The organism is Ruegeria sp. HKCCD3925 (assembly GCF_057221175.1).
In genome coordinates, this window is the sequence record NZ_JBWVBI010000001.1 from 533,515 (window position 1) to 550,520 (window position 17,006).

General features: G+C 56.7%; 19 protein-coding genes. 6 read left to right on the forward strand and 13 right to left on the reverse strand.

Annotated features, from left to right (window positions below):
• Positions 1-10: 10 nt before the first annotated feature.
• The 3 genes from AC2TEM_RS02700 to AC2TEM_RS02710 form a co-directional block, all read right to left on the reverse strand.
• Positions 11-496 (reverse strand): (2Fe-2S)-binding protein, encoded by a 486-nt coding sequence (locus AC2TEM_RS02700; protein ID WP_170393234.1) that lies wholly within the window; start codon positions 494-496, stop codon positions 11-13.
• 156 nt (positions 497-652) lie between these two features.
• Positions 653-1,654, reverse strand: coding sequence for a molybdopterin-binding protein (locus AC2TEM_RS02705; protein WP_170421343.1), 1,002 nt, complete (start codon positions 1,652-1,654; stop codon positions 653-655).
• A complete protein-coding gene (locus AC2TEM_RS02710) occupies positions 1,651-2,619 on the reverse strand; it encodes an XdhC family protein (RefSeq protein ID WP_170421340.1) in 969 nt (322 codons plus the stop codon). Before AC2TEM_RS02710 ends, AC2TEM_RS02705 begins: the two co-directional genes overlap by 4 nt.
• Before the next feature lie 206 nt (positions 2,620-2,825).
• On the opposite strand from AC2TEM_RS02710, the gene AC2TEM_RS02715 reads away from it, so the two are divergent.
• Positions 2,826-3,326, forward strand: a complete 501-nt coding sequence (locus AC2TEM_RS02715) for a hypothetical protein (RefSeq protein ID WP_170393237.1) — start codon at positions 2,826-2,828, stop codon at positions 3,324-3,326.
• 3 nt (positions 3,327-3,329) lie between these two features.
• On the opposite strand, the gene AC2TEM_RS02720 is transcribed toward AC2TEM_RS02715, so the two are convergent.
• Both AC2TEM_RS02720 and AC2TEM_RS02725 read right to left on the reverse strand, forming a co-directional pair.
• On the reverse strand, positions 3,330-4,586 hold the full coding sequence (locus tag AC2TEM_RS02720) for a vWA domain-containing protein (protein ID WP_170421337.1): 1,257 nt from the start codon (positions 4,584-4,586) through the stop codon (positions 3,330-3,332).
• A 34-nt stretch (positions 4,587-4,620) separates the two neighbouring features.
• The gene (locus tag AC2TEM_RS02725; protein WP_170421335.1) at positions 4,621-5,529 is read right to left on the reverse strand and encodes an AAA family ATPase; all 909 of its coding nucleotides are present in this window, start codon (positions 5,527-5,529) and stop codon (positions 4,621-4,623) included.
• A 146-nt stretch (positions 5,530-5,675) separates the two neighbouring features.
• Here AC2TEM_RS02725 and pyrC point away from each other — a divergent pair, with 146 nt between their 5' ends.
• Positions 5,676-6,713 carry a dihydroorotase gene (gene pyrC / locus AC2TEM_RS02730; RefSeq protein ID WP_480561571.1) on the forward strand — a complete coding sequence of 346 codons (1,038 nt, stop codon included), beginning with the start codon at positions 5,676-5,678 and terminating at the stop codon, positions 6,711-6,713.
• Here the strand turns inward: pyrC and AC2TEM_RS02735 are convergent.
• Complete coding sequence (locus AC2TEM_RS02735; protein ID WP_170421331.1) at positions 6,710-8,005, reverse strand: MmgE/PrpD family protein; 1,296 nt, start codon at positions 8,003-8,005, stop codon at positions 6,710-6,712. The two genes, pyrC and AC2TEM_RS02735, sit on opposite strands and share 4 nt — an antisense overlap.
• 38 nt (positions 8,006-8,043) lie before the next feature.
• Entirely contained in the window at positions 8,044-8,487 is a 444-nt protein-coding gene (locus tag AC2TEM_RS02740) for a type II toxin-antitoxin system RatA family toxin (protein WP_170405416.1), read from the reverse strand.
• A 72-nt stretch (positions 8,488-8,559) separates the two neighbouring features.
• Between AC2TEM_RS02740 and hpt the strand changes: the two genes are divergently transcribed.
• Together hpt and AC2TEM_RS02750 are read left to right on the forward strand one after the other, a co-directional pair.
• Positions 8,560-9,108, forward strand: coding sequence for a hypoxanthine phosphoribosyltransferase (gene hpt, locus AC2TEM_RS02745; protein WP_480753400.1), 549 nt, complete (start codon positions 8,560-8,562; stop codon positions 9,106-9,108).
• A complete protein-coding gene (locus tag AC2TEM_RS02750; protein WP_170421327.1) occupies positions 9,108-9,281 on the forward strand; it encodes a hypothetical protein in 174 nt (57 codons plus the stop codon). Before hpt ends, AC2TEM_RS02750 begins: the two co-directional genes overlap by 1 nt.
• On the opposite strand, the gene AC2TEM_RS02755 is transcribed toward AC2TEM_RS02750, so the two are convergent.
• Together AC2TEM_RS02755 and lipA are read right to left on the reverse strand one after the other, a co-directional pair.
• Positions 9,271-10,416, reverse strand: a complete 1,146-nt coding sequence (locus AC2TEM_RS02755) for an amidohydrolase (protein ID WP_480753403.1) — start codon at positions 10,414-10,416, stop codon at positions 9,271-9,273. The genes AC2TEM_RS02750 and AC2TEM_RS02755 overlap by 11 nt on opposite strands.
• A complete protein-coding gene (gene lipA / locus AC2TEM_RS02760) occupies positions 10,413-11,363 on the reverse strand; it encodes a lipoyl synthase (RefSeq protein WP_170421324.1) in 951 nt (316 codons plus the stop codon). Before lipA ends, AC2TEM_RS02755 begins: the two co-directional genes overlap by 4 nt.
• A 262-nt stretch (positions 11,364-11,625) precedes the next feature.
• Between lipA and AC2TEM_RS02765 the strand changes: the two genes are divergently transcribed.
• Positions 11,626-12,174, forward strand: coding sequence for a peroxiredoxin (locus AC2TEM_RS02765; protein ID WP_170393246.1), 549 nt, complete (start codon positions 11,626-11,628; stop codon positions 12,172-12,174).
• Positions 12,175-12,225: 51 nt separating this feature from the next.
• Here AC2TEM_RS02765 and AC2TEM_RS02770 read toward each other — a convergent pair whose 3' ends face one another.
• Together AC2TEM_RS02770 and AC2TEM_RS02775 are read right to left on the reverse strand one after the other, a co-directional pair.
• Positions 12,226-13,149: a hydrogen peroxide-inducible genes activator gene (locus tag AC2TEM_RS02770; RefSeq protein WP_170421321.1), complete on the reverse strand. Its 924-nt coding sequence runs from the start codon at positions 13,147-13,149 to the stop codon at positions 12,226-12,228.
• 60 nt (positions 13,150-13,209) lie between these two features.
• Positions 13,210-14,307, reverse strand: a complete 1,098-nt coding sequence (locus AC2TEM_RS02775; protein WP_170421319.1) for a DUF6456 domain-containing protein — start codon at positions 14,305-14,307, stop codon at positions 13,210-13,212.
• A gap of 253 nt (positions 14,308-14,560) precedes the next feature.
• Between AC2TEM_RS02775 and AC2TEM_RS02780 the strand changes: the two genes are divergently transcribed.
• On the forward strand, positions 14,561-14,848 hold the full coding sequence (locus tag AC2TEM_RS02780) for a DUF6477 family protein (protein WP_480855973.1): 288 nt from the start codon (positions 14,561-14,563) through the stop codon (positions 14,846-14,848).
• Here AC2TEM_RS02780 and AC2TEM_RS02785 read toward each other — a convergent pair whose 3' ends face one another.
• Both AC2TEM_RS02785 and AC2TEM_RS02790 read right to left on the reverse strand, forming a co-directional pair.
• The gene (locus AC2TEM_RS02785) at positions 14,849-16,393 is read right to left on the reverse strand and encodes a trimethylamine methyltransferase family protein (RefSeq protein WP_480855974.1); all 1,545 of its coding nucleotides are present in this window, start codon (positions 16,391-16,393) and stop codon (positions 14,849-14,851) included.
• Between the two features lie 134 nt (positions 16,394-16,527).
• On the reverse strand, positions 16,528-16,968 hold the full coding sequence (locus AC2TEM_RS02790; protein WP_480855975.1) for a GNAT family N-acetyltransferase: 441 nt from the start codon (positions 16,966-16,968) through the stop codon (positions 16,528-16,530).
• Positions 16,969-17,006: the final 38 nt, after the last annotated feature.

Sequence of the window (17,006 nt, forward strand, 5' to 3'; positions counted from 1 at the left end):
CTTAACCGCCTCACTCGGCGGCGATGCTGGAAACGTCTTGACCCGATGCGGCCATGATTGCCTTGACGATGTTGTGGTAGCCTGTGCACCGGCATAGGTTACCCTCAAGGTACTTGCGAATTTCGCCTTCGGTCGGGCGCGGGTTATCCTTTAGCAATGCTGCAGCGCTCATCACCATGCCCGGAGTGCAAAACCCGCATTGCAGCCCATGATGATCCTGAAAGGCCTGTTGGATCACGTTCAGCGTGCCATCTTCGGCCGCCTGCCCCTCGATCGTGCCCACATCCGCGCCGTCTGCTTCCAGCGCCAGCATGTTGCAGGATTTGACCGCCTCACCATTCACGTGCACTACGCACGCGCCACATTGAGCCGTGTCGCAGCCAATATGTGTGCCTGTCAAATTCAGGTGGTCGCGTAGAAATCCGGATAATAGAGTCCGCCCTTCAACATCACCGCTGACGGCAACGCCGTTCACGGTCATTGAGACCTTGGTCATAAGATCCTCCCCTTTTTTTGGCTTATTTGCTAAGCCAGAGTTAAACACGGTAAATTTCGTTTGAGAACAAAAATATTTGCCTGATTTTTCCGCAGTTTCGCTGATCAGCCTTCTAACAATGATGCGCCCACCAAACAGGGCAAAATTGCCGTTACGTCATTTACTCTTGGCAGCGCGGGGCTGTGGCCGCGTCGGGATTTCTTTTAGCAGCCCACCGACACCCATCCCAGCGATGTCCGCGCCCGTTGTTTCGATTCCGCAAGCAACACGAGACAAGACCCAATCCGCCCCGTTCAATGCTGGTGAGCGCGCGCATCCGGGCAAACCGATGATGGGGCGCCCGCCGGAAGACCCCAAAAACAACAGGTTCCCCGGATCGACCGGCATTCCAAACCGGTCGACGATGCCCCCCGCCGCCCGCACAGAAGCAGGCGCCACATCATCTTTATCCGACGTGGCCGATCCGGTCAGGATCATGACGATCTCACCCCGAATGGTCGAAATCGATGCTGTTAAGTCGCCCATCCGATGCGGCACCACCTGAACATCTGACAGATTCATACCCAAAGCCTCAACCCGGCTACGAATAGCAGCGATACCTTTTTCATTAGATGGCCCGCCAGCAATGTCGGTAACGATGAGACCCGCGTTTTCGTATTTGGGCACCGATAACCGAATAGCGTCCTGCGCATGACGGGCCGCACTCTCAACGTCGGATCGAGGTACGGCATAAGAAATCACCTTGATCGTCGCGACCATGCCGCCAGCCGCCATCTGCTGATATTGCGGCACCGTGGCAACCGTGATCATCGGGTTGACCTGATTGAACTTTTGCAAGGCATCGGTATCCAGCACCGCGACGCCTGGTCCATTCGCTAAAAGATTCACCCGGCCTGTAAAGGCTTCGGTGACACGCAGATTTGCCTGTGTGGGACTTGGTGTAAGCGCTTCTGCCAGCAGCGCTGCGGCTTCGTCCTCATGGCAATCACCTTGCTCCAGTCTGGCGACTGTGACCTCGGTCAGACCGGCTTGGTGCAACTCGGCTATGTGCTCGGACGAAAGCGTTATACCTTTCCTAAGCTTGCGGTTTCCCGCTTTGACGGAATGGGCCAATATCGCGCCGTTGGCGTCGGAAACGGGTACCGGACCAAACTTCACGCTCTGCCTCGCAGGACCGCCGTCATCTGCGCCAGAATCGCAACGGCTATCTCAGACGGTCCAGCCGCCCCGATATCAAGCCCAACAGGTCCGTGAATCAGTGAAATCTGGTCATCGTTGAACCCGGCCTGCTTCATCCGCTCCACGCGTTTGGCATGTGTGCGCTTAGATCCGAGTGCGCCGATGTAGAACACATCGGCCGCCAAACCGGCCTGAAGCGCGGGGTCATCAAGTTTGGGGTCGTGGGTCAGCAACACAAGCGCCGTGCGCGAGTCGAGACCCAGCTTTGATACAGCCTCATCCGGCCAATCCGTCAGGATGGTTTCTCCGGGAAAACGTGCGTCCGATGCGAAGGCCTCGCGCGGATCTATAATCGCCGGGTCATAGCCCGCGATCCGGGCCATCGGCACCAGAGCTTGGGCGATGTGCACCGCTCCCACCACTATCAACCGTAGCGGTGGGTTGTGGACAGCGACAAAGGTTTGCCCATCCTCTTCGAACCCGGACCTGTCCATACGCAAGCGTTCGGAATAGGCATTACGGCGCAACGCGCGCTGGCCCGTCTCGACGTTGACTTCATAGGCCAAGGGTTCGCGCCGCGCCCGTGCCGCGACCAGTTCGGCCAGCATTGGTTCGGGCAGGACCTTGCCGACCGGTTCAACCAAAACCCTGATCGTACCGCCGCAGGCCAGACCGACGGCAAACGCATCCTCGTCGCTTACACCGAACTCTAGCAGCCTTGCCTCGCCTTCCTCTATGGCTTCCAGCGCTTCGACGATCACAGCACCTTCGACGCAACCACCAGAAACCGAGCCTTCGATCCGACCATCGCCCGCAATGACCAACTGCGCGCCTACACGGCGCGGCGCGCTGCCCCAGGTCTCAACCACAGTGGCCAAAGCCGCGCCCTTCCCGGCGCGATACCATTTTAGTGCGGTTTCCGGGCTGCTATCGAATCGTTCCATTTAGACCTCCGGCCTTGCTTGGGTTCAACATAGTCAGCTTTGGAGCAATGAAAAGCGCTCAGCGGGTTGATCTTGTGGCGCTAACAAGCCGATTTCGAACTCACATTCACAAATTGTTGAATGTTGGAAGGCGTCATTCTAGCCTGCATGCGATTCCGGGGCCTATTCGGGATCGTCCCAACATATTTCATAGCGGAGACAAACAGTTGAAACGCATTCTTACACTCGGAGCAGCGATCGGCCTGTTGACTGCCAGCACCGGCTGGGCTGACACATTTCTGAAATACGGTGAGGTCGAAGGCTGGAAGGTTTTCATCGATCAGGACAAGAAATCCTGCCTTATCGAAGCGGTTGATGACGCTGAAAATGTCGTACAGATGGGCCTGACCGAAGATCGCGGCGTTGGCTATGTGGGCGTCTTCACCAAAGCCGAGACCAACATCAAGAAAGGCGAGAAAGAGGCCGTCGCCATCCTTATCGGCGACAATATTTATGTCGGAGAAGCAACCGGTATGAAGGGGAACATCACCAAGGGCTATTCGGGCGGGTATGTTCTGTCAGACGACCCTCAGTTCGCAGATGATCTTGCCAAGAAGAAGGTGATGGTCGTTTTCCCGGAGAAAGAGTTCGCCTTCACCGTTGACCTGACTGGCACTTACAAAGCCATGGAAATGGCACGGAAGTGCAATGAAGAGCAGCTTTCGTAACAGCTAGTCTGAAAGCGCGGACATCAGCCGCGCTTTCTGCCCCTGATCATCTGGTTGCGAAATCACGGCGGCCAGATCTTCCAGCGACGCAATCGAATGCCCGGCGCGGAAGCTGTCGACATTTGGAAGCATTGTCGCCACACCCTGAGCTTTCGGTGCGAACCCGTCCCAGCGCAACAGAGGGTTCAACCAGATCAAGCGTCGTGACGACAGGTGCAAACGCTCGATTTCCTTTTCCAGCATCTCGGGATCGCCCCGCTCTAACCCGTCGGTGATCAGCAACACGACCGCCCCCTGCCCCATGACACGCCGCGACCAGTCGCGGTTGAACTGATGCAGGCATTCTCCGATCCGGGTTCCGCCTTCCCAGTCCTGCGCTTCGGCCCCAGCAGCGGCAAGCGCTGCATCGACATCACGTTGATGCAGATGGCGGGTGATGTTGGTCAGGCGTGTGCCAAACGTGAAGGCGTGCACTTTGGCCCAACCTGCGCCTTTGGCATTCGAAACCGCGTGTAGAAAGTGCAGAATGATCCGACTGTATTGGCTCATCGACCCGGAGATATCGCACAACGCAACCAAATTCGGCCACCGAGGTTTGGGTTGCAAGTGCGCGATATCGCGTAGTTCGCCACCCTGCCGCATCGCTGACCTAAGTGTCCGAGCGCGATCAATGCGGTGACCGAGGTGACTGGCCTGACCTCGGCGAGACTCAATGGGTTTGACCGGTAAGTTCAGGCGCGACAGCATGCGTTTGGCCTGGGCGATCTCGGATGTACTCATCTGTTCGAAATCGAGGTTGCGCAAGCGTTCTTCAGATGACGCGGTTTGGGTTGCGTCGATCTCGATCTCGCTTTCCTCTTGTTGCTCGGTTGATTCTGGCAAGTCGCGTTCGACGCCATCCAATAACGCCTCAGCCGCGCGCTTTTCAGCCGCATCCGCTTTGCGCTCCTCCTGAACACCGCGAATGGCGGGCAGCATCATGGACATCATATGTTCTAGATACCGCGGATCGCGCCAATAGAGGCGGAAGACTTGCGCAAAAACCGTTCGATGTTCCGGCCGGTTCACGAAACAGGCATGCAGCGTCCAGTAGAAATCTCTTTTCTCGGTGAACCCCGCAGCCTGCACGGCGCGGATCGCGTCAACCACGCGCCCAGTTCCTATCGGCAGTCCGGCCTTGCGCAAAGCGCGCGCAAAATGGGTGATGTTCTGGGCCAGTTTGGGGTTGTCCGGGATAACGAGTGGGAGTTGTTCCGCCATCAAACCCCCAAAGTATTTTCGAGCATATGAAGCATCAGGCTGGTTCGAGATCGGCTTTTGCCTGATCCAGAATGCGTTTGGCCTCGGACCCCTGCAACTTTTGGATGTCGTCCTGGTATTTCAGGATGGCACCCAACGTATCGCCGATTACTTCGGGACTGAGGTTGATAACGTCCAGCGCCAGCAGGCACTTGGCCCAATCGATAGTCTCGGCCACCCCCGGTTTCTTGAACAAATCTTCAGTGCGCAAGCGCTGAACAAAGGCGACCACCTCACGGCTCAGCGCTTCTGCCGCTTCGGGAGCCCGTGCGTGCAGGATTTCGATTTCGCGCGCAAAGTCAGGGTAATCAACCCAATGATATAGGCAGCGGCGTTTCAGTGCGTCGTGTACTTCGCGCGTACGGTTCGAGGTAACGATCACGATCGGCGGTTCTGGAGCTTTGACAGTACCAAGCTCGGGGATCGTGACCTGAAAGTCACTGAGCGCCTCCAGCAAGAAAGCCTCAAAGGGTTCGTCGGTCCGGTCTAATTCGTCAATTAGCAATACAGGTGCCCCATTGGCATCCGGACGCATGGCCTGCAGCAAGGGGCGTTCGATCAGATAGTCATCCGAGAACAGCTCGGTCTGCAACGCGCCTCGGTCCGCCCCACCCGACGCTTCTGCGGTTCGGATCGCCACCATCTGGGCGGGGAAATTCCACTCATACACAGCGGAAGAGGCATCAAGGCCTTCGTAGCACTGCAACCTGATCAGGCGCCGCCCCAATCCTGCGGCCAGCGCCTTGGCGATCTCAGTCTTGCCGACGCCCGCCTCGCCTTCCAGAAATAGAGGTCGACCAAGTTTCAGCGAAAGAAACACAACCGTCGCCAAAGCCCGGCCACAGACATAACCCTCAGAGCCCAAAAGCTCTTGCACGGCATCGATGGAGTTTGGCTGTGTCATGAGTTCCCCTTTTTCCTGCGCCCCAACAGGTCATGACCACAACCAGAGGTCAAGACCACCATCCGTCAGTGACTTACGGCGATCTGTCTCATCGGCAAGGGCAAGAGGGTCTTTCACCACCCAAGCGGCTGTGTTAGCCGGGGGCCATGACCCAATCCCTGACGATCCGCCGCCCCGATGACTGGCATTTGCATCTGCGCGATGGCGCGATGCTGCAAGCCGTCTTGCCTGAAACCGCGCGCCATTTTGCCCGTGCCATCATCATGCCGAATCTGGTTCCGCCCGTTGTCAAAGGTGACGACGCAGCAGCTTATCGGGACCGCATCCTTGCTGCTCTGCCTGAGGATATGACGTTTGAGCCGCTGATGACGCTCTACCTGACCGAAGACACGGACCCGGCGGATGTGGCCGCCGCACATGCAAGCGGGCTGGTCAAGGCAGTCAAACTGTACCCGGCTGGGGCAACAACCAACTCGTCTTCTGGCGTTCGCGATTTCGACAAGGTGCGCCCGGTGCTGGAGAAGATGGCCGAGATCGGTCTGCCGCTGTGTGTGCACGGCGAAGTCACGGATGCCGAGATCGATATCTTCGATCGTGAGGCGGTGTTCATCGACCGCGTTCTTGATCCGATTCGCAAAGCAACACCCGGACTGCGCGTGGTGATGGAGCACATCACGACGTCAAACGGCGTGGATTACGTCAAGGCGAACGAGAAAGATCTGGGTGCGACGATTACAACGCATCACCTGATCATCAACCGCAACCACATTCTGGTTGGCGGCATCAAGCCGCATTACTACTGCTTGCCGGTCGCCAAGCGCGAAGAGCATCGGCTGGCGCTGCTGACCGCCGCGACATCAGGCGATACGCGTTTCTTCTTGGGCACAGACAGCGCGCCGCACACGGATGCTAACAAGGAAATGGCCTGTGGCTGCGCCGGCTGTTTCACTGCAACTAATACAATGTCACTGCTGGCCGAAATGTTCGAGCGCGCAGATGCGTTGGACAAGCTAGAGGCGTTCGCGTCACTCAACGGCCCGGCCTTCTATCGCCTGCCAGTGAACGAAGAGACCATCACGCTGACCAAAGGCGATGAGGTCGTCTATCCGGCCAAAATCGAAAGCGGCGACGGCCCCGTGACCGTATTCGATCCGGGCTTTCCGCTGCATTGGCGGGTCACTTAATCGGTTAACCTTTCAGCCAAATCCGCTGCGCGCCCGCCGGTGCGCAGCATCGACCAGATGGCGTCCGCCTCATCCCCCCCGATCAGCTTCGCCGCTTTCTCCCTGACGCGATCTTCGCGATCCGATAGAGACATCGGTGCCAGCAGATCATGGCTGGCCTCGCGGCGCGCGCCGTCCCGGCGTAACAGGGACAGATGGGCTTGTGTCTCAGACAGACTCTCATCCGCCTCGACCGTGATTCGGTCCCTTAAGGATTGTAGCCTTGGATCAGCACAAATCTTGTCGGAATAGCTCCCTGGCAGAGCTGTATCGTAGCCCATTGCCTGCATTGCGATCACGGTACGATAGGAAAACTTCGCTCCTAACCCACTGGTCGGCTGCAGTTGATTGCACACACTCATCCAGCGGGGGTGGGTTTTGATCTTGATCTCGGCCACCTCAGGCTCGGCGATGTCGAGATCGCGCGCAGCCTCAAGCGCCGCGTGCAGGCCATGGCAGCAAGCGTGGAATTTGTGGCTGATGCTTTCGAACAGCCACTCGTCCCCCAAACCATCAAGCGCAGCAGCTAAATCGTCAGCCCCCAAATGTGTCGCCCCAAACCCAAACGGGCCTTCCAATGCGTCAGCACCGGGTTGAAAACCGTTGCGGATCAACTGGGCGGCCTCAACCCCGTTCGAGGCCGCAAGTCCAGCGTTATAGGGTTTACCCATAGTCCCGAACTGTGATTTCTGCCCTGAGGCCCGGGTCGCGGTTAGCCCCAGCAGGTCACGCATCTGCTTTACGTCAAATGCCATAATCCGACCCGCAGCCACCGCAGCCCCAAACGCACCAGCCGTGGCTGTTTGGTGAAAACCAGCCTGATAATGACCACGACCAAGCCACAAACCGATGCGGATCGATAACTCCATTCCCACTAGCGCTGCCTCAAGCAGATCGACCAGAGGTCGGTCTTCCCACGCAGTAAGAGCAAGGGCTGCAGGAAAAACAGCAACCGATGGATGACCGATATGAGCGAAATGCGTGTCGTCATAATCAAGCGCATGAGAAATGGTACCATTCACCAGCGCAGCTGCGCGTAGCGGCGCATCACCGCCTCCGAACAAACGCGCCTGTGCGGCACCGCTCTCGGAAAGAACCATCTGACGTATGATGCGGGAAACCGGCTCATCTGCGCCTGCCCGCCCCACAGCAAGCCAGTCCAACGCGGATAGAGATGTCACGATACGAGCCTGCGCCGTGGTCGACACAGAACCAGCAGCAAACTCGGCAAGGGCAGTTGTCAAATCGGTCATGTGGCGCAGTCTAGCGCGCGCCGCTCGGGCGTAAAGCCTCAGCCGTACAGGACGGCAGCACGTTGTTCAAATGCTCGGACGATACGGTGCATGGCTTCGTTGAAAACCACGCCAATGATTCCTTGCAGAACCGCGTTCTTGAATTCGAAATCAACGTGGAACGAGACGTTGCAGCCATCATCCGTATCTTCGAACTCCCAATCCGAGCGCATATATTTGAAGGGGCCGTCCAGATACTCGGTATCGATCCGTTTAAGCTCATCAAATAGCGTGACCCGACTGCCAAAGCGTTCGCGGAACACCTTGAATGAAATCACCAGATCCGCCTCCATCACCTTGCCATCTCCGGCTTGATAGGTCCGACGAATGCGGGCCGCCGCGCACCATGGCAGGAACTCGGGGTATTTCGCCACATCCGCGACCAGATCATACATCTGCTGAGCGGTGTAAGGCAGCGGGCGGGTCTCGGAATGGGTTGGCATGATATCCGGGATTAACTGGTGACAATGGCGCGTGATTTCGTATGTTGCGCGCCAAAGATCAAGGGGGCAGCGATGAGCCAGCGCGCATATGTGATAGATGAGATGATCTCGGCCAAGGCAATTGCTGCCCGGATCGAAGAGCTTTGCCGCGAAATAACGGCTGAATTCGGCGGCACCGACAAGCTGGTCGTTGTCGGCCTGCTGCGCGGCAGCTTCGTCTTTATCGCTGATCTGGTGCGTGAGCTGGACCTGCCCATCGAGGTCGATTTTCTTGAGGCATCATCCTACGGAGACTCGACGGAAAGCAGTCGAGAAGTTCGTATTCTTAAGGACTTACGCGGCGCTATTGAAGGGCGCGATGTTTTGGTGGTCGAGGATATCGTGGATACTGGCCATACCCTGAACCACGTCTCCAAGCTGCTCCGCACCCGCAAGCCGCACCGGTTGAAATCCATCGCCCTTCTGGACAAACCCAGCCGGCGCGAGGTTGATTTCCGCTCGGACTGGATCGGGTTTGAAATCCCTGATGAATTTGTCGTGGGTTATGGCATCGACTATGCGCAGCGCAATCGCAACCTGCCGTTTATCGGCAAGGTTCGATTTGTCGAAGATCAGGACTGATGAGTCTGCGCCATTTTGTTCGCATGTCGAAATGGGGGCGAAACCCGCCCTCGGAACGGCGCGTGAAACTGGTGTTTGGCGCGATCCTTATCTGCCTGATGATTGCCGGAATTGAATATATGGGTTGGTGGCCCGAATGGGCAGAAAGCCAGCCCAGAAAACTCAGGCCTTGAGCGTTTGTTCGATAGCAGCCAAAAAAATATCTGTCCCGATCGGGATCAAAGCATCCGGGAAATCATAGTCGGGGTTGTGTAGCTGCGGATGATCCCGCCCCGCGCCTAGCCAGAACATGGCGCTTTTTGCGCCTTTTCCGAACTGCCCGAAATCTTCCGAAAACCTTTGTGGTGTCGCAACCAGCTTGCAAGGAATGTCGCGGCTTTGGCAGGCCTCTGACAGGATCTGCACGGCTTCACCCGAATTTGTGCAAGCCTCAAACACATCGTCATAGGTGATTTCAACACCTAATCCCTGTGCCTGAGCACGTGTAGTCACCAGCTGTTCTGCGTCGCGGATCAGGCTTGCCATCCGGCTGTCCGAGACCGTGCGCAGGGTCACCCACAGTTCGGCCTGACCGGGTGCGATACCAAAAGTGGCCTCACCCAGCCTAGCATGGGTTACCGTTGTCAGCGCATATTCTGCATCCAGCGCCCCACCCTGCCCCAGAATGGCCAAAGCAGGCATAAGCTCTGCCAGCGCACCGGCTGGCGACACTCCATCCTGAGGAGCCGCCGCGTGAGAGGTTTTGCCCGTCAAAACAATTCGCATCCCACGCGAGGCGCAATTCGCCGGACCCGAGCAAAGCTCAACCCCGCCCAATTCCAAACCCGGCAAATTGTGCAAAGAAAACACATAGTCCGGAGCGATATCCGCAAACTTGGGATCAGCACGATAGGCAATCGCACCTTGACCGGTTTCTTCGGCGGGTTGAAAAATCAGAACCACCCGCCCCTTGGTCGGACGCTTGTCCCCCAATACAAAGGCAACACCAAGCACCATCGCCATATGGCCATCATGCCCGCAAAGATGCCCCTTTCCGGGATGTTGCGACGCGTATCGGGCACTTGAGATTTCCTGGATCGGTAAACCGTCCAATTCACACCGGATTCCGATGGTTGGTCCGGGCTGTCCGCTATCATAAACCGCGGCGACACCGTGGCCACCAATACCTGTCAGAACCGCATCGGGATCACACGCCTGAAGCAAGTTCGAGATACTCGTCGCGGTTCCACGTTCCTCGCCCGATATCTCAGGCACTTGATGCAGTTCATGGCGCTTTTCGGTAAGCCAGGATTGAAGTTCGGGTTTCACCTCTGATTCAACTTCTTTTGTCGAGCTTCGCGCAAACGGGCGAAATCATCGCCCGCATGGTAAGACGACCGGGTCAAAGGAGTTGCCGAGACCATAAGGAAACCTTTGCCGAACGCAGCTTTTTCATAGGCCGCAAACTCTTCGGGTGTAACAAAGCGGTCAATGCCATGATGCTTGGGTGTTGGCTGCAGATACTGGCCGATAGTCAGAAAATCGATATCCGCCGCGCGCATGTCATCCATGACCTGACGAACTTGCTGCTCGTCCTCGCCCAGTCCGACCATTATGCCGGATTTGGTGAAAATGGACGGGTCCATTTCTTTGACCCGCTGCAGTAAGCGCAATGAGTGGAAATATCGCGCACCGGGACGCACCTGAGGATATAGGCCCGGCACCGTTTCAAGATTATGATTGAACACATCTGGCTTGGCCTCGACAACAATCTCAAGCACCGAGGGATCGCATTTCAGGAAATCCGGCGTCAGAATCTCGATCGTAGTCTTGGGCGAGCGGTGGCGTACTGCGCGTATGGTTTGGGCGAAATGGTCAGCCCCTCCATCCTGCAGGTCATCCCGGTCCACGGATGTGATGACCACATGGTTCAAGCCCAGCTTCTGCACCGCATGCGCCACGCGACCCGGTTCAAATGCATCCAGAGTATCCGGCTTACCGGTCGCGATGTTGCAGAATGTACAGCCGCGCGTGCAAATCTCGCCCATGATCATCATGGTCGCGTGACCCTGGCTCCAGCACTCACCCACATTCGGGCATCCGGCTTCTTCGCAGACGGTGACCAGATTGTTGTCACGCATGATCTTATGCGTCTCGGCATAGCCCTTGCCACCCGGCGCTTTGACCCGAATCCAGTTCGGCTTGCGCGGAGCCGCATTGTCAGGTCGATGTGCCTTTTCGGGGTGTCTTTGCTCGGGTATTTTCAGATCACGCACGGCTGGCTTTCCTGACTTTGGGTCGGTTTTCTTTGTTCATAACATAGACCGACTCATTTGGTTACACCAGCGGCGCATAGCCGCTATGCGGCACGTCTACGCGCGTGCAGCGAAAGTGACCATGCACATCATTTTACGCATTACTTATAATGCTTTAACGCCATCAAAGATATTATGCTTTTGCAGCATATATATCATTGAAGCCGAGTTAGAATCATTTTAACTCTCGCGGCAAACATATGTGAATCACAGGAGTTTGATGATGAAAACCGGTGCAAAACTGCCTGACGTAACCTTCCACACCCGTGTCCGCGATGAGGCCGTCGAAGGCCCCAACCCGTTCCGTTGGGAAGACAAGACAACTGCGGATTATTTTGCAGGCAAGCGTGTTATCCTGTTCTCGCTGCCCGGCGCATTCACCCCGACATGCTCGACCTATCAATTGCCTGGTTTCGAAAAAGGCCACGGCGATTTTGCGGCCAAGGGCATCGATGCAATCTACTGCATGTCCGTCAACGACAGCTTTGTCATGAACAAATGGGCCGCCGATCAGGGTCTGGAAAACGTCAAGGTCATTCCTGATGGGTCCGGTGAGTTCACGCGTAAAATGGGTATGCTGGTCGACAAGGACAATCTGGGCTTTGGCATGCGCTCGTGGCGTTACGCAGCCATCGTCAACGATGGCGTTGTGGAGGCATGGTTCGAAGAGCCCGGCCTGATGGATAACTGCCCCGAAGACCCTTACGGCGTGTCGTCCCCGGAAAACCTAATGAAGCATCTGGACGAAGCCCGCGAACCGGCGCTGGCATAATCCTGTCATGCCCTACTTTGAAAGGCCCGCCATTTCGGCGGGCCTTTTTCGTTAGGTTCGAGTTTTAGCTACCACGTCTTCACCGACCTGCCGGATTACTTGCGCCAATCGATCGAACCACTCCTCTGCTCCGGTCGAGCTGCGACGCACAAGGCCAATGGTCCTCGCCGGTTGCGGCGCACCAAATCGCAACAATCGCAATCCGGGGACTGCATCCGTCTCGGCCTGCGCCGCAAGTTCAGGCATCAACGTCAGGCCAAACCCTTCGGCGACCAAACGCGACAACGTGGCAAGTGAGGACGCACCCATATTAATTTGGCCGCTGGTACGATCCTGACCGCAAACTTCTAGCGCCTGATCTGTCAGGCAGTGCCCGTCTTCCAACAGCATCAATTGCGCTGCCTTCAAGTCCACAGGCCGCAACTCTTCCGGGCTGATGGTCAATCGATTCAAGCGAGTCTGACTTCCTGCCAGCAAGAACCGATCTTCGAACAGTGGCTCTTCGTGGAAAGTTCCATTTCCCAAGGGTAGCGCCAGTACGGCGGCATCTATTTCGCCCAAGCCCAACATGGATAGCAGCCGCTCGGTCCGGGCCTCGCGAATCTGAACCCGTAACGAGACATCCGCAGCCCGCAACCCAGCCAGCACCCCCGGCAGCAAATAAGGTGCAACCGTAGGAATAATCCCGATCGACAGGGACCTATGGCCACCCGAATGGTCGCGTGCAAACCGGTCCAACCGTTCGGCCGCGTTCAGGACATGTTGGGCATAGTCCAAAACGTCTCGACCAAGTGGTGTCAACAGGATGTCGCGGGCCTGCCGTTCGAACAACGGCCCACCGATCGAGTCTTCCAGTGACTTGATTTGAACTGAAAGCGCAGGCTGCGAAACATGGCAGACCTGCGCGGCACGGCCAAAGTTACGTTGTTCGGCGACGGCTTGGAAATATTGCAGCTGGCGGAAGGTGAAATTCATAACCCCTGACTATCATTTAGGGTCATTTCCGCAAGGCCGGTATATGGCTGCATGAATCCTTCAGCCGATCATCCGATCCCGCTCGGTCTGGTCCTCGTAGTGGCGCTTCAGCCTTTGCAACGCGATCCGCAGCACGATCTTGCCTGATCGCGCAGACCAGCCCATCCGCTTTTCAGCCAGCTCAAGCCCTTCTAGATAACAACAACAGCGCAGCGCGACGTCGCTCAAACCCGGCCCAAGGTCAGACAGCGCGCGGGCCACACGATCCCTGGCACCAGAAGGTCCTCGCCCCACCTGGCTGTCCGAGGCAAAGTCACCGCGTCCACCGCCTGTCAGAAAGCGATCCCAATTCTGTGTGACCTGAGGTCCGATCTGGGCCAGTTCGAAATCTTCACGCAAGCGCTCGCCCGCGCTCACCAGAGTTTCATCCAGAAACGGCTTGCCATCCCGGTCGCGGCGGCGCGCCAAAGCGATCAGCGGGCTTTCCACAGTGCTGTAACGGACGCGAGGCTGTGATGGCGCCCTTGCACCCGCAGTTGCGGGTTTGAATGCGGCCTGCGCTTCCGCCATGCCAAATTCATTCTGCGTGCGCGCTCGGTTTTCGGCCTCGGCAATCAAATGACTTAGCGCAGCCCTGCCCGAGGTTGAAATCCGGTAGCGCGAGATCCGACCCGGACTATCGCATGAAATCCAATCATTCAGCGCCAGAGCCTGCGCGATCCGGCAATCTACAACTGCTGTTTTGGTAGTTCCTCCTTTGCCGTTGTCCCGAACCACAACAGCCTTGTCCATATCCTCGGCCACGGCAAGCACGGCACCGGATTCACACATGCGCCTCAGTACACGCAGCGACTCGCGCTCGAATTCGTCGTCTTGGGCTTCGGGCCGTCCTGCCTCAGACGTCACGATTGCAAATGAAGAACCTGTGCGCTCCATTGGCGCAAAGTGTGACTGGGCCAGAGAATGCAGAGCTGCATCCACCAAAGGATCGTCCCTGCGCATCTCAACCCTGCGGATCTGACGCAAAATGGTCGAGGCATGGCACCCGGCGGACCGCGCAATATCCCGAATAGATCGCCCTGACTCCGTATGGTCCAGATATCGTTGCGCCCCTTCGGGAACCCATGCCGGAACAGTGAATGCCACGCTGTTTTCCATATTTCTTCGCCCTCGTCGACAAAACAAACTGACAGTTTTAGCCGTCGGATTCTTAGTTAACCAAATCTAACTAGAGTTGCTTTCGTTACTCGTTCGTTAATCACAGACGGCACAGAGCAGAATTGATTCAAAAAGATAAACAGTGGTGAAACCATAGTTCGGGGTGATCCCGCACAAGGCAACACCCGCTTAGGTTGTGTCACATTTCAGACAGCGAAATTGAAAAAGAAGGAAAGCTGCCGTGCAGGACCTGATGACCATGATCACCACACTCCGCCGCCCGCGATTACTGGCCCGTGCCGCCAAGATCGGGGTGCAGGACTATAATCGCGACCGCCACCTGCAACGGCTTCTTGGATATGGATCAACACCGGGCACTGGTGCAGCGTTGATCCGTTTGCTGGAATTGGAGCGTGAGATTAACGCGCAACGCATCGAAGATGATGCGGCCTATTCACTGGTTCGCCATCTTGATCTGCTGATTGCATTGAATGGCGAAGCGCAACTGTATCAGGCCAGTCGCGCAACGCAGTATCAGTAATCAGGTGAACGCGTCCGGCATCGATGCTTTCTTTTCGGCAACATATGCGTCGAGCGCCGCCTTTACATCAGGGTCAAGCTGCGGCTGCTGGTAGTTCGCCAACAGATGCTCAATCCGTGCCGAAGCCAGCGTCCGTGTATCGCGGGCGCCTTCTTCTTCCCATGTCTCAAACGGCTTGTAATCCAAGAGATCGGTTTTCCAGAACGCTTCCTTGAAGTTGGCTTGCGTATGGGCACAACCCAAATAGTGACCTCCGGGACCGACTTCGCGGATGGCGTCCATCGCCTGTGCATTCTCGTCATAGGCCACACCTTTGGCCAATCCGTGCAAGACGCCCAACTGATCGGCATCCATGACGAATTTCTCGAAATCCGCCACCAAGCCGCCTTCGAGCCAACCGCAGGAATGCAGCATGAAATTCACACCCGACATAAGGCCCATGTTCAACGAGTTCGCGGTCTCATACGCAGCTTGCGCATCCGGCAATTTTGAACCACAGAACGAACCCGCAGAGCGATATGGTAGACCCAGTCGGCGCGCCAACTGACCCGCGCCATAAGTGACGTGCGAAGCCTCTGGGGTGCCAAAGGTCGGCGCTCCTGAATTCATGTCGATCGACGATACGAATGCCCCAAAGATCGCAGGAGCACCCGGACGGATGATCTGGCTATATGCTACACCTGCCATGACCTCGGCCAGAACCTGCGTCAGCGTGCCCGCGACCGAAACAGGTGCCATAGCACCACCCACGATGAACGGCGAAATAATGCAGGCCTGATTTTTTGCGGCATAAACTTCCAGAGAACCCATCATCACGTCGTCAAAGGTCATCGGCGAGTTGATGTTGGTCAACGATGTCATCACGGTGTTGTTCTGCACGAACTCTTTGCCGAACAGAATCTCGCACATCTCGATCGAATCCTGCGCCCGGCTAGGATCAGTGACCGAACCCATGAACGGTTTGTCGGACAGAGTCATATGCGCCATCAGCATGTCCAAATGGCGCTTGTTTACCGGAATATCTGTCGGTTCGCAGACCGTACCGCCCGAATGGTGCAGCCACTTGGACATGTAGGCCAGCTTCACGAACTTGTTGAAATCGTCCATTGTCGCGTAACGACGTCCGCCTTGCGCATCGCGTACGAACGGAGGGCCATAGACCGGAGCCAGAACCATATTGCGGCCGCCGATGACTACCGATTTCTCAGGATTGCGGGCGTACTGGGTAAATTCGCTAGGGGCGGTCTTGATCAGCTCACGTGCCAGGCCGCGCGGCAGGCGGACCCGCTCACCATCGACATCTGCACCCGCGTCTTTCCAGCGCTCAAGCGCTGCCGGATTGTCTACGAAATTGACGCCAATCTCAGCCAATACGGTTTCCGCATTGGTTTCGATAATCTCCAGCGCCTCTTCGTTGAGGACCTCGAAATTGGGGATATTGCGTTCGATATATTTCGCGGTTTCGATCTTGACCGCCGTACGCTCGGCACGACGGGCGGCACCACCGCCACCCCGTGCCCTGCGCCGGGTGTTTGCCTCTGCCATTGAGTAAATCCCGTGATTGGTTGGTTTGGTAGATGTGTTACATGAACGGCAAACTCCGCCACAGGTAGTTTACGGCGCTCTAGAGGTAAAAGCGACATGAACCGCGGGCCGCTGCGACATATGTCTGTCGGTTACTACTTTGCCTTTTTCTGCATAACGACAGTGTTTCCTGACACCTCGACATCAACCCACCCCAGATGAGTGTACATTTCGCGGGTTGCACGCATCAGCCGATGTGTCCGCAAGCGCAGGACTGAAAGCCCGGCCTCAACGGCCTTAGCTTCAGCAACTGCAAGCAGTTGCCGCGCAATACCCTTGCCCTGAGCCTCTGGCGAAACGGCGAGATTGAATATCATCATAGCCTCGGCCTGTTGATCAAATATGATGACACCAAAAAATGTACCGTCCACTTCAGCAATGACGACCTGATGCTCTGCGATCTCTTCCTCGATACCAGACGTAACATCCGGCAGATCGGCAATGTCTCTCATCGCATCGGCATAAGCGCTTGCTATACAAACTTGTATCGACTTGGCGTCGCTTCGTTCGGCAGTTCTGAGTTTTATGGTGGTCATGTATCAGCCTCCTCGCTGAATTGACGTCATTACGCTTG

Coding starts and splice junctions, on each gene's coding strand:
- AC2TEM_RS02700 (WP_170393234.1), bottom strand. CDS start 496: ATGACCAAGGTCTCAATGACCGTGAACGGCGTTGCCGTCAGCGGTGAT.
- AC2TEM_RS02710 (WP_170421340.1), bottom strand. CDS start 2,619: ATGGAACGATTCGATAGCAGCCCGGAAACCGCACTAAAATGGTATCGC.
- AC2TEM_RS02720 (WP_170421337.1), bottom strand. CDS start 4,586: ATGGCGGAACAACTCCCACTCGTTATCCCGGACAACCCCAAACTGGCC.
- AC2TEM_RS02725 (WP_170421335.1), bottom strand. CDS start 5,529: ATGACACAGCCAAACTCCATCGATGCCGTGCAAGAGCTTTTGGGCTCT.
- pyrC (WP_480561571.1), top strand. CDS start 5,676: ATGACCCAATCCCTGACGATCCGCCGCCCCGATGACTGGCATTTGCAT.
- AC2TEM_RS02735 (WP_170421331.1), bottom strand. CDS start 8,005: ATGACCGATTTGACAACTGCCCTTGCCGAGTTTGCTGCTGGTTCTGTG.
- AC2TEM_RS02740 (WP_170405416.1), bottom strand. CDS start 8,487: ATGCCAACCCATTCCGAGACCCGCCCGCTGCCTTACACCGCTCAGCAG.
- hpt (WP_480753400.1), top strand. CDS start 8,560: ATGAGCCAGCGCGCATATGTGATAGATGAGATGATCTCGGCCAAGGCA.
- AC2TEM_RS02750 (WP_170421327.1), top strand. CDS start 9,108: ATGAGTCTGCGCCATTTTGTTCGCATGTCGAAATGGGGGCGAAACCCG.
- AC2TEM_RS02765 (WP_170393246.1), top strand. CDS start 11,626: ATGAAAACCGGTGCAAAACTGCCTGACGTAACCTTCCACACCCGTGTC.
- AC2TEM_RS02770 (WP_170421321.1), bottom strand. CDS start 13,149: ATGAATTTCACCTTCCGCCAGCTGCAATATTTCCAAGCCGTCGCCGAA.
- AC2TEM_RS02775 (WP_170421319.1), bottom strand. CDS start 14,307: ATGGAAAACAGCGTGGCATTCACTGTTCCGGCATGGGTTCCCGAAGGG.
- AC2TEM_RS02780 (WP_480855973.1), top strand. CDS start 14,561: ATGACCATGATCACCACACTCCGCCGCCCGCGATTACTGGCCCGTGCC.
- AC2TEM_RS02785 (WP_480855974.1), bottom strand. CDS start 16,393: ATGGCAGAGGCAAACACCCGGCGCAGGGCACGGGGTGGCGGTGGTGCC.
- AC2TEM_RS02790 (WP_480855975.1), bottom strand. CDS start 16,968: ATGACCACCATAAAACTCAGAACTGCCGAACGAAGCGACGCCAAGTCG.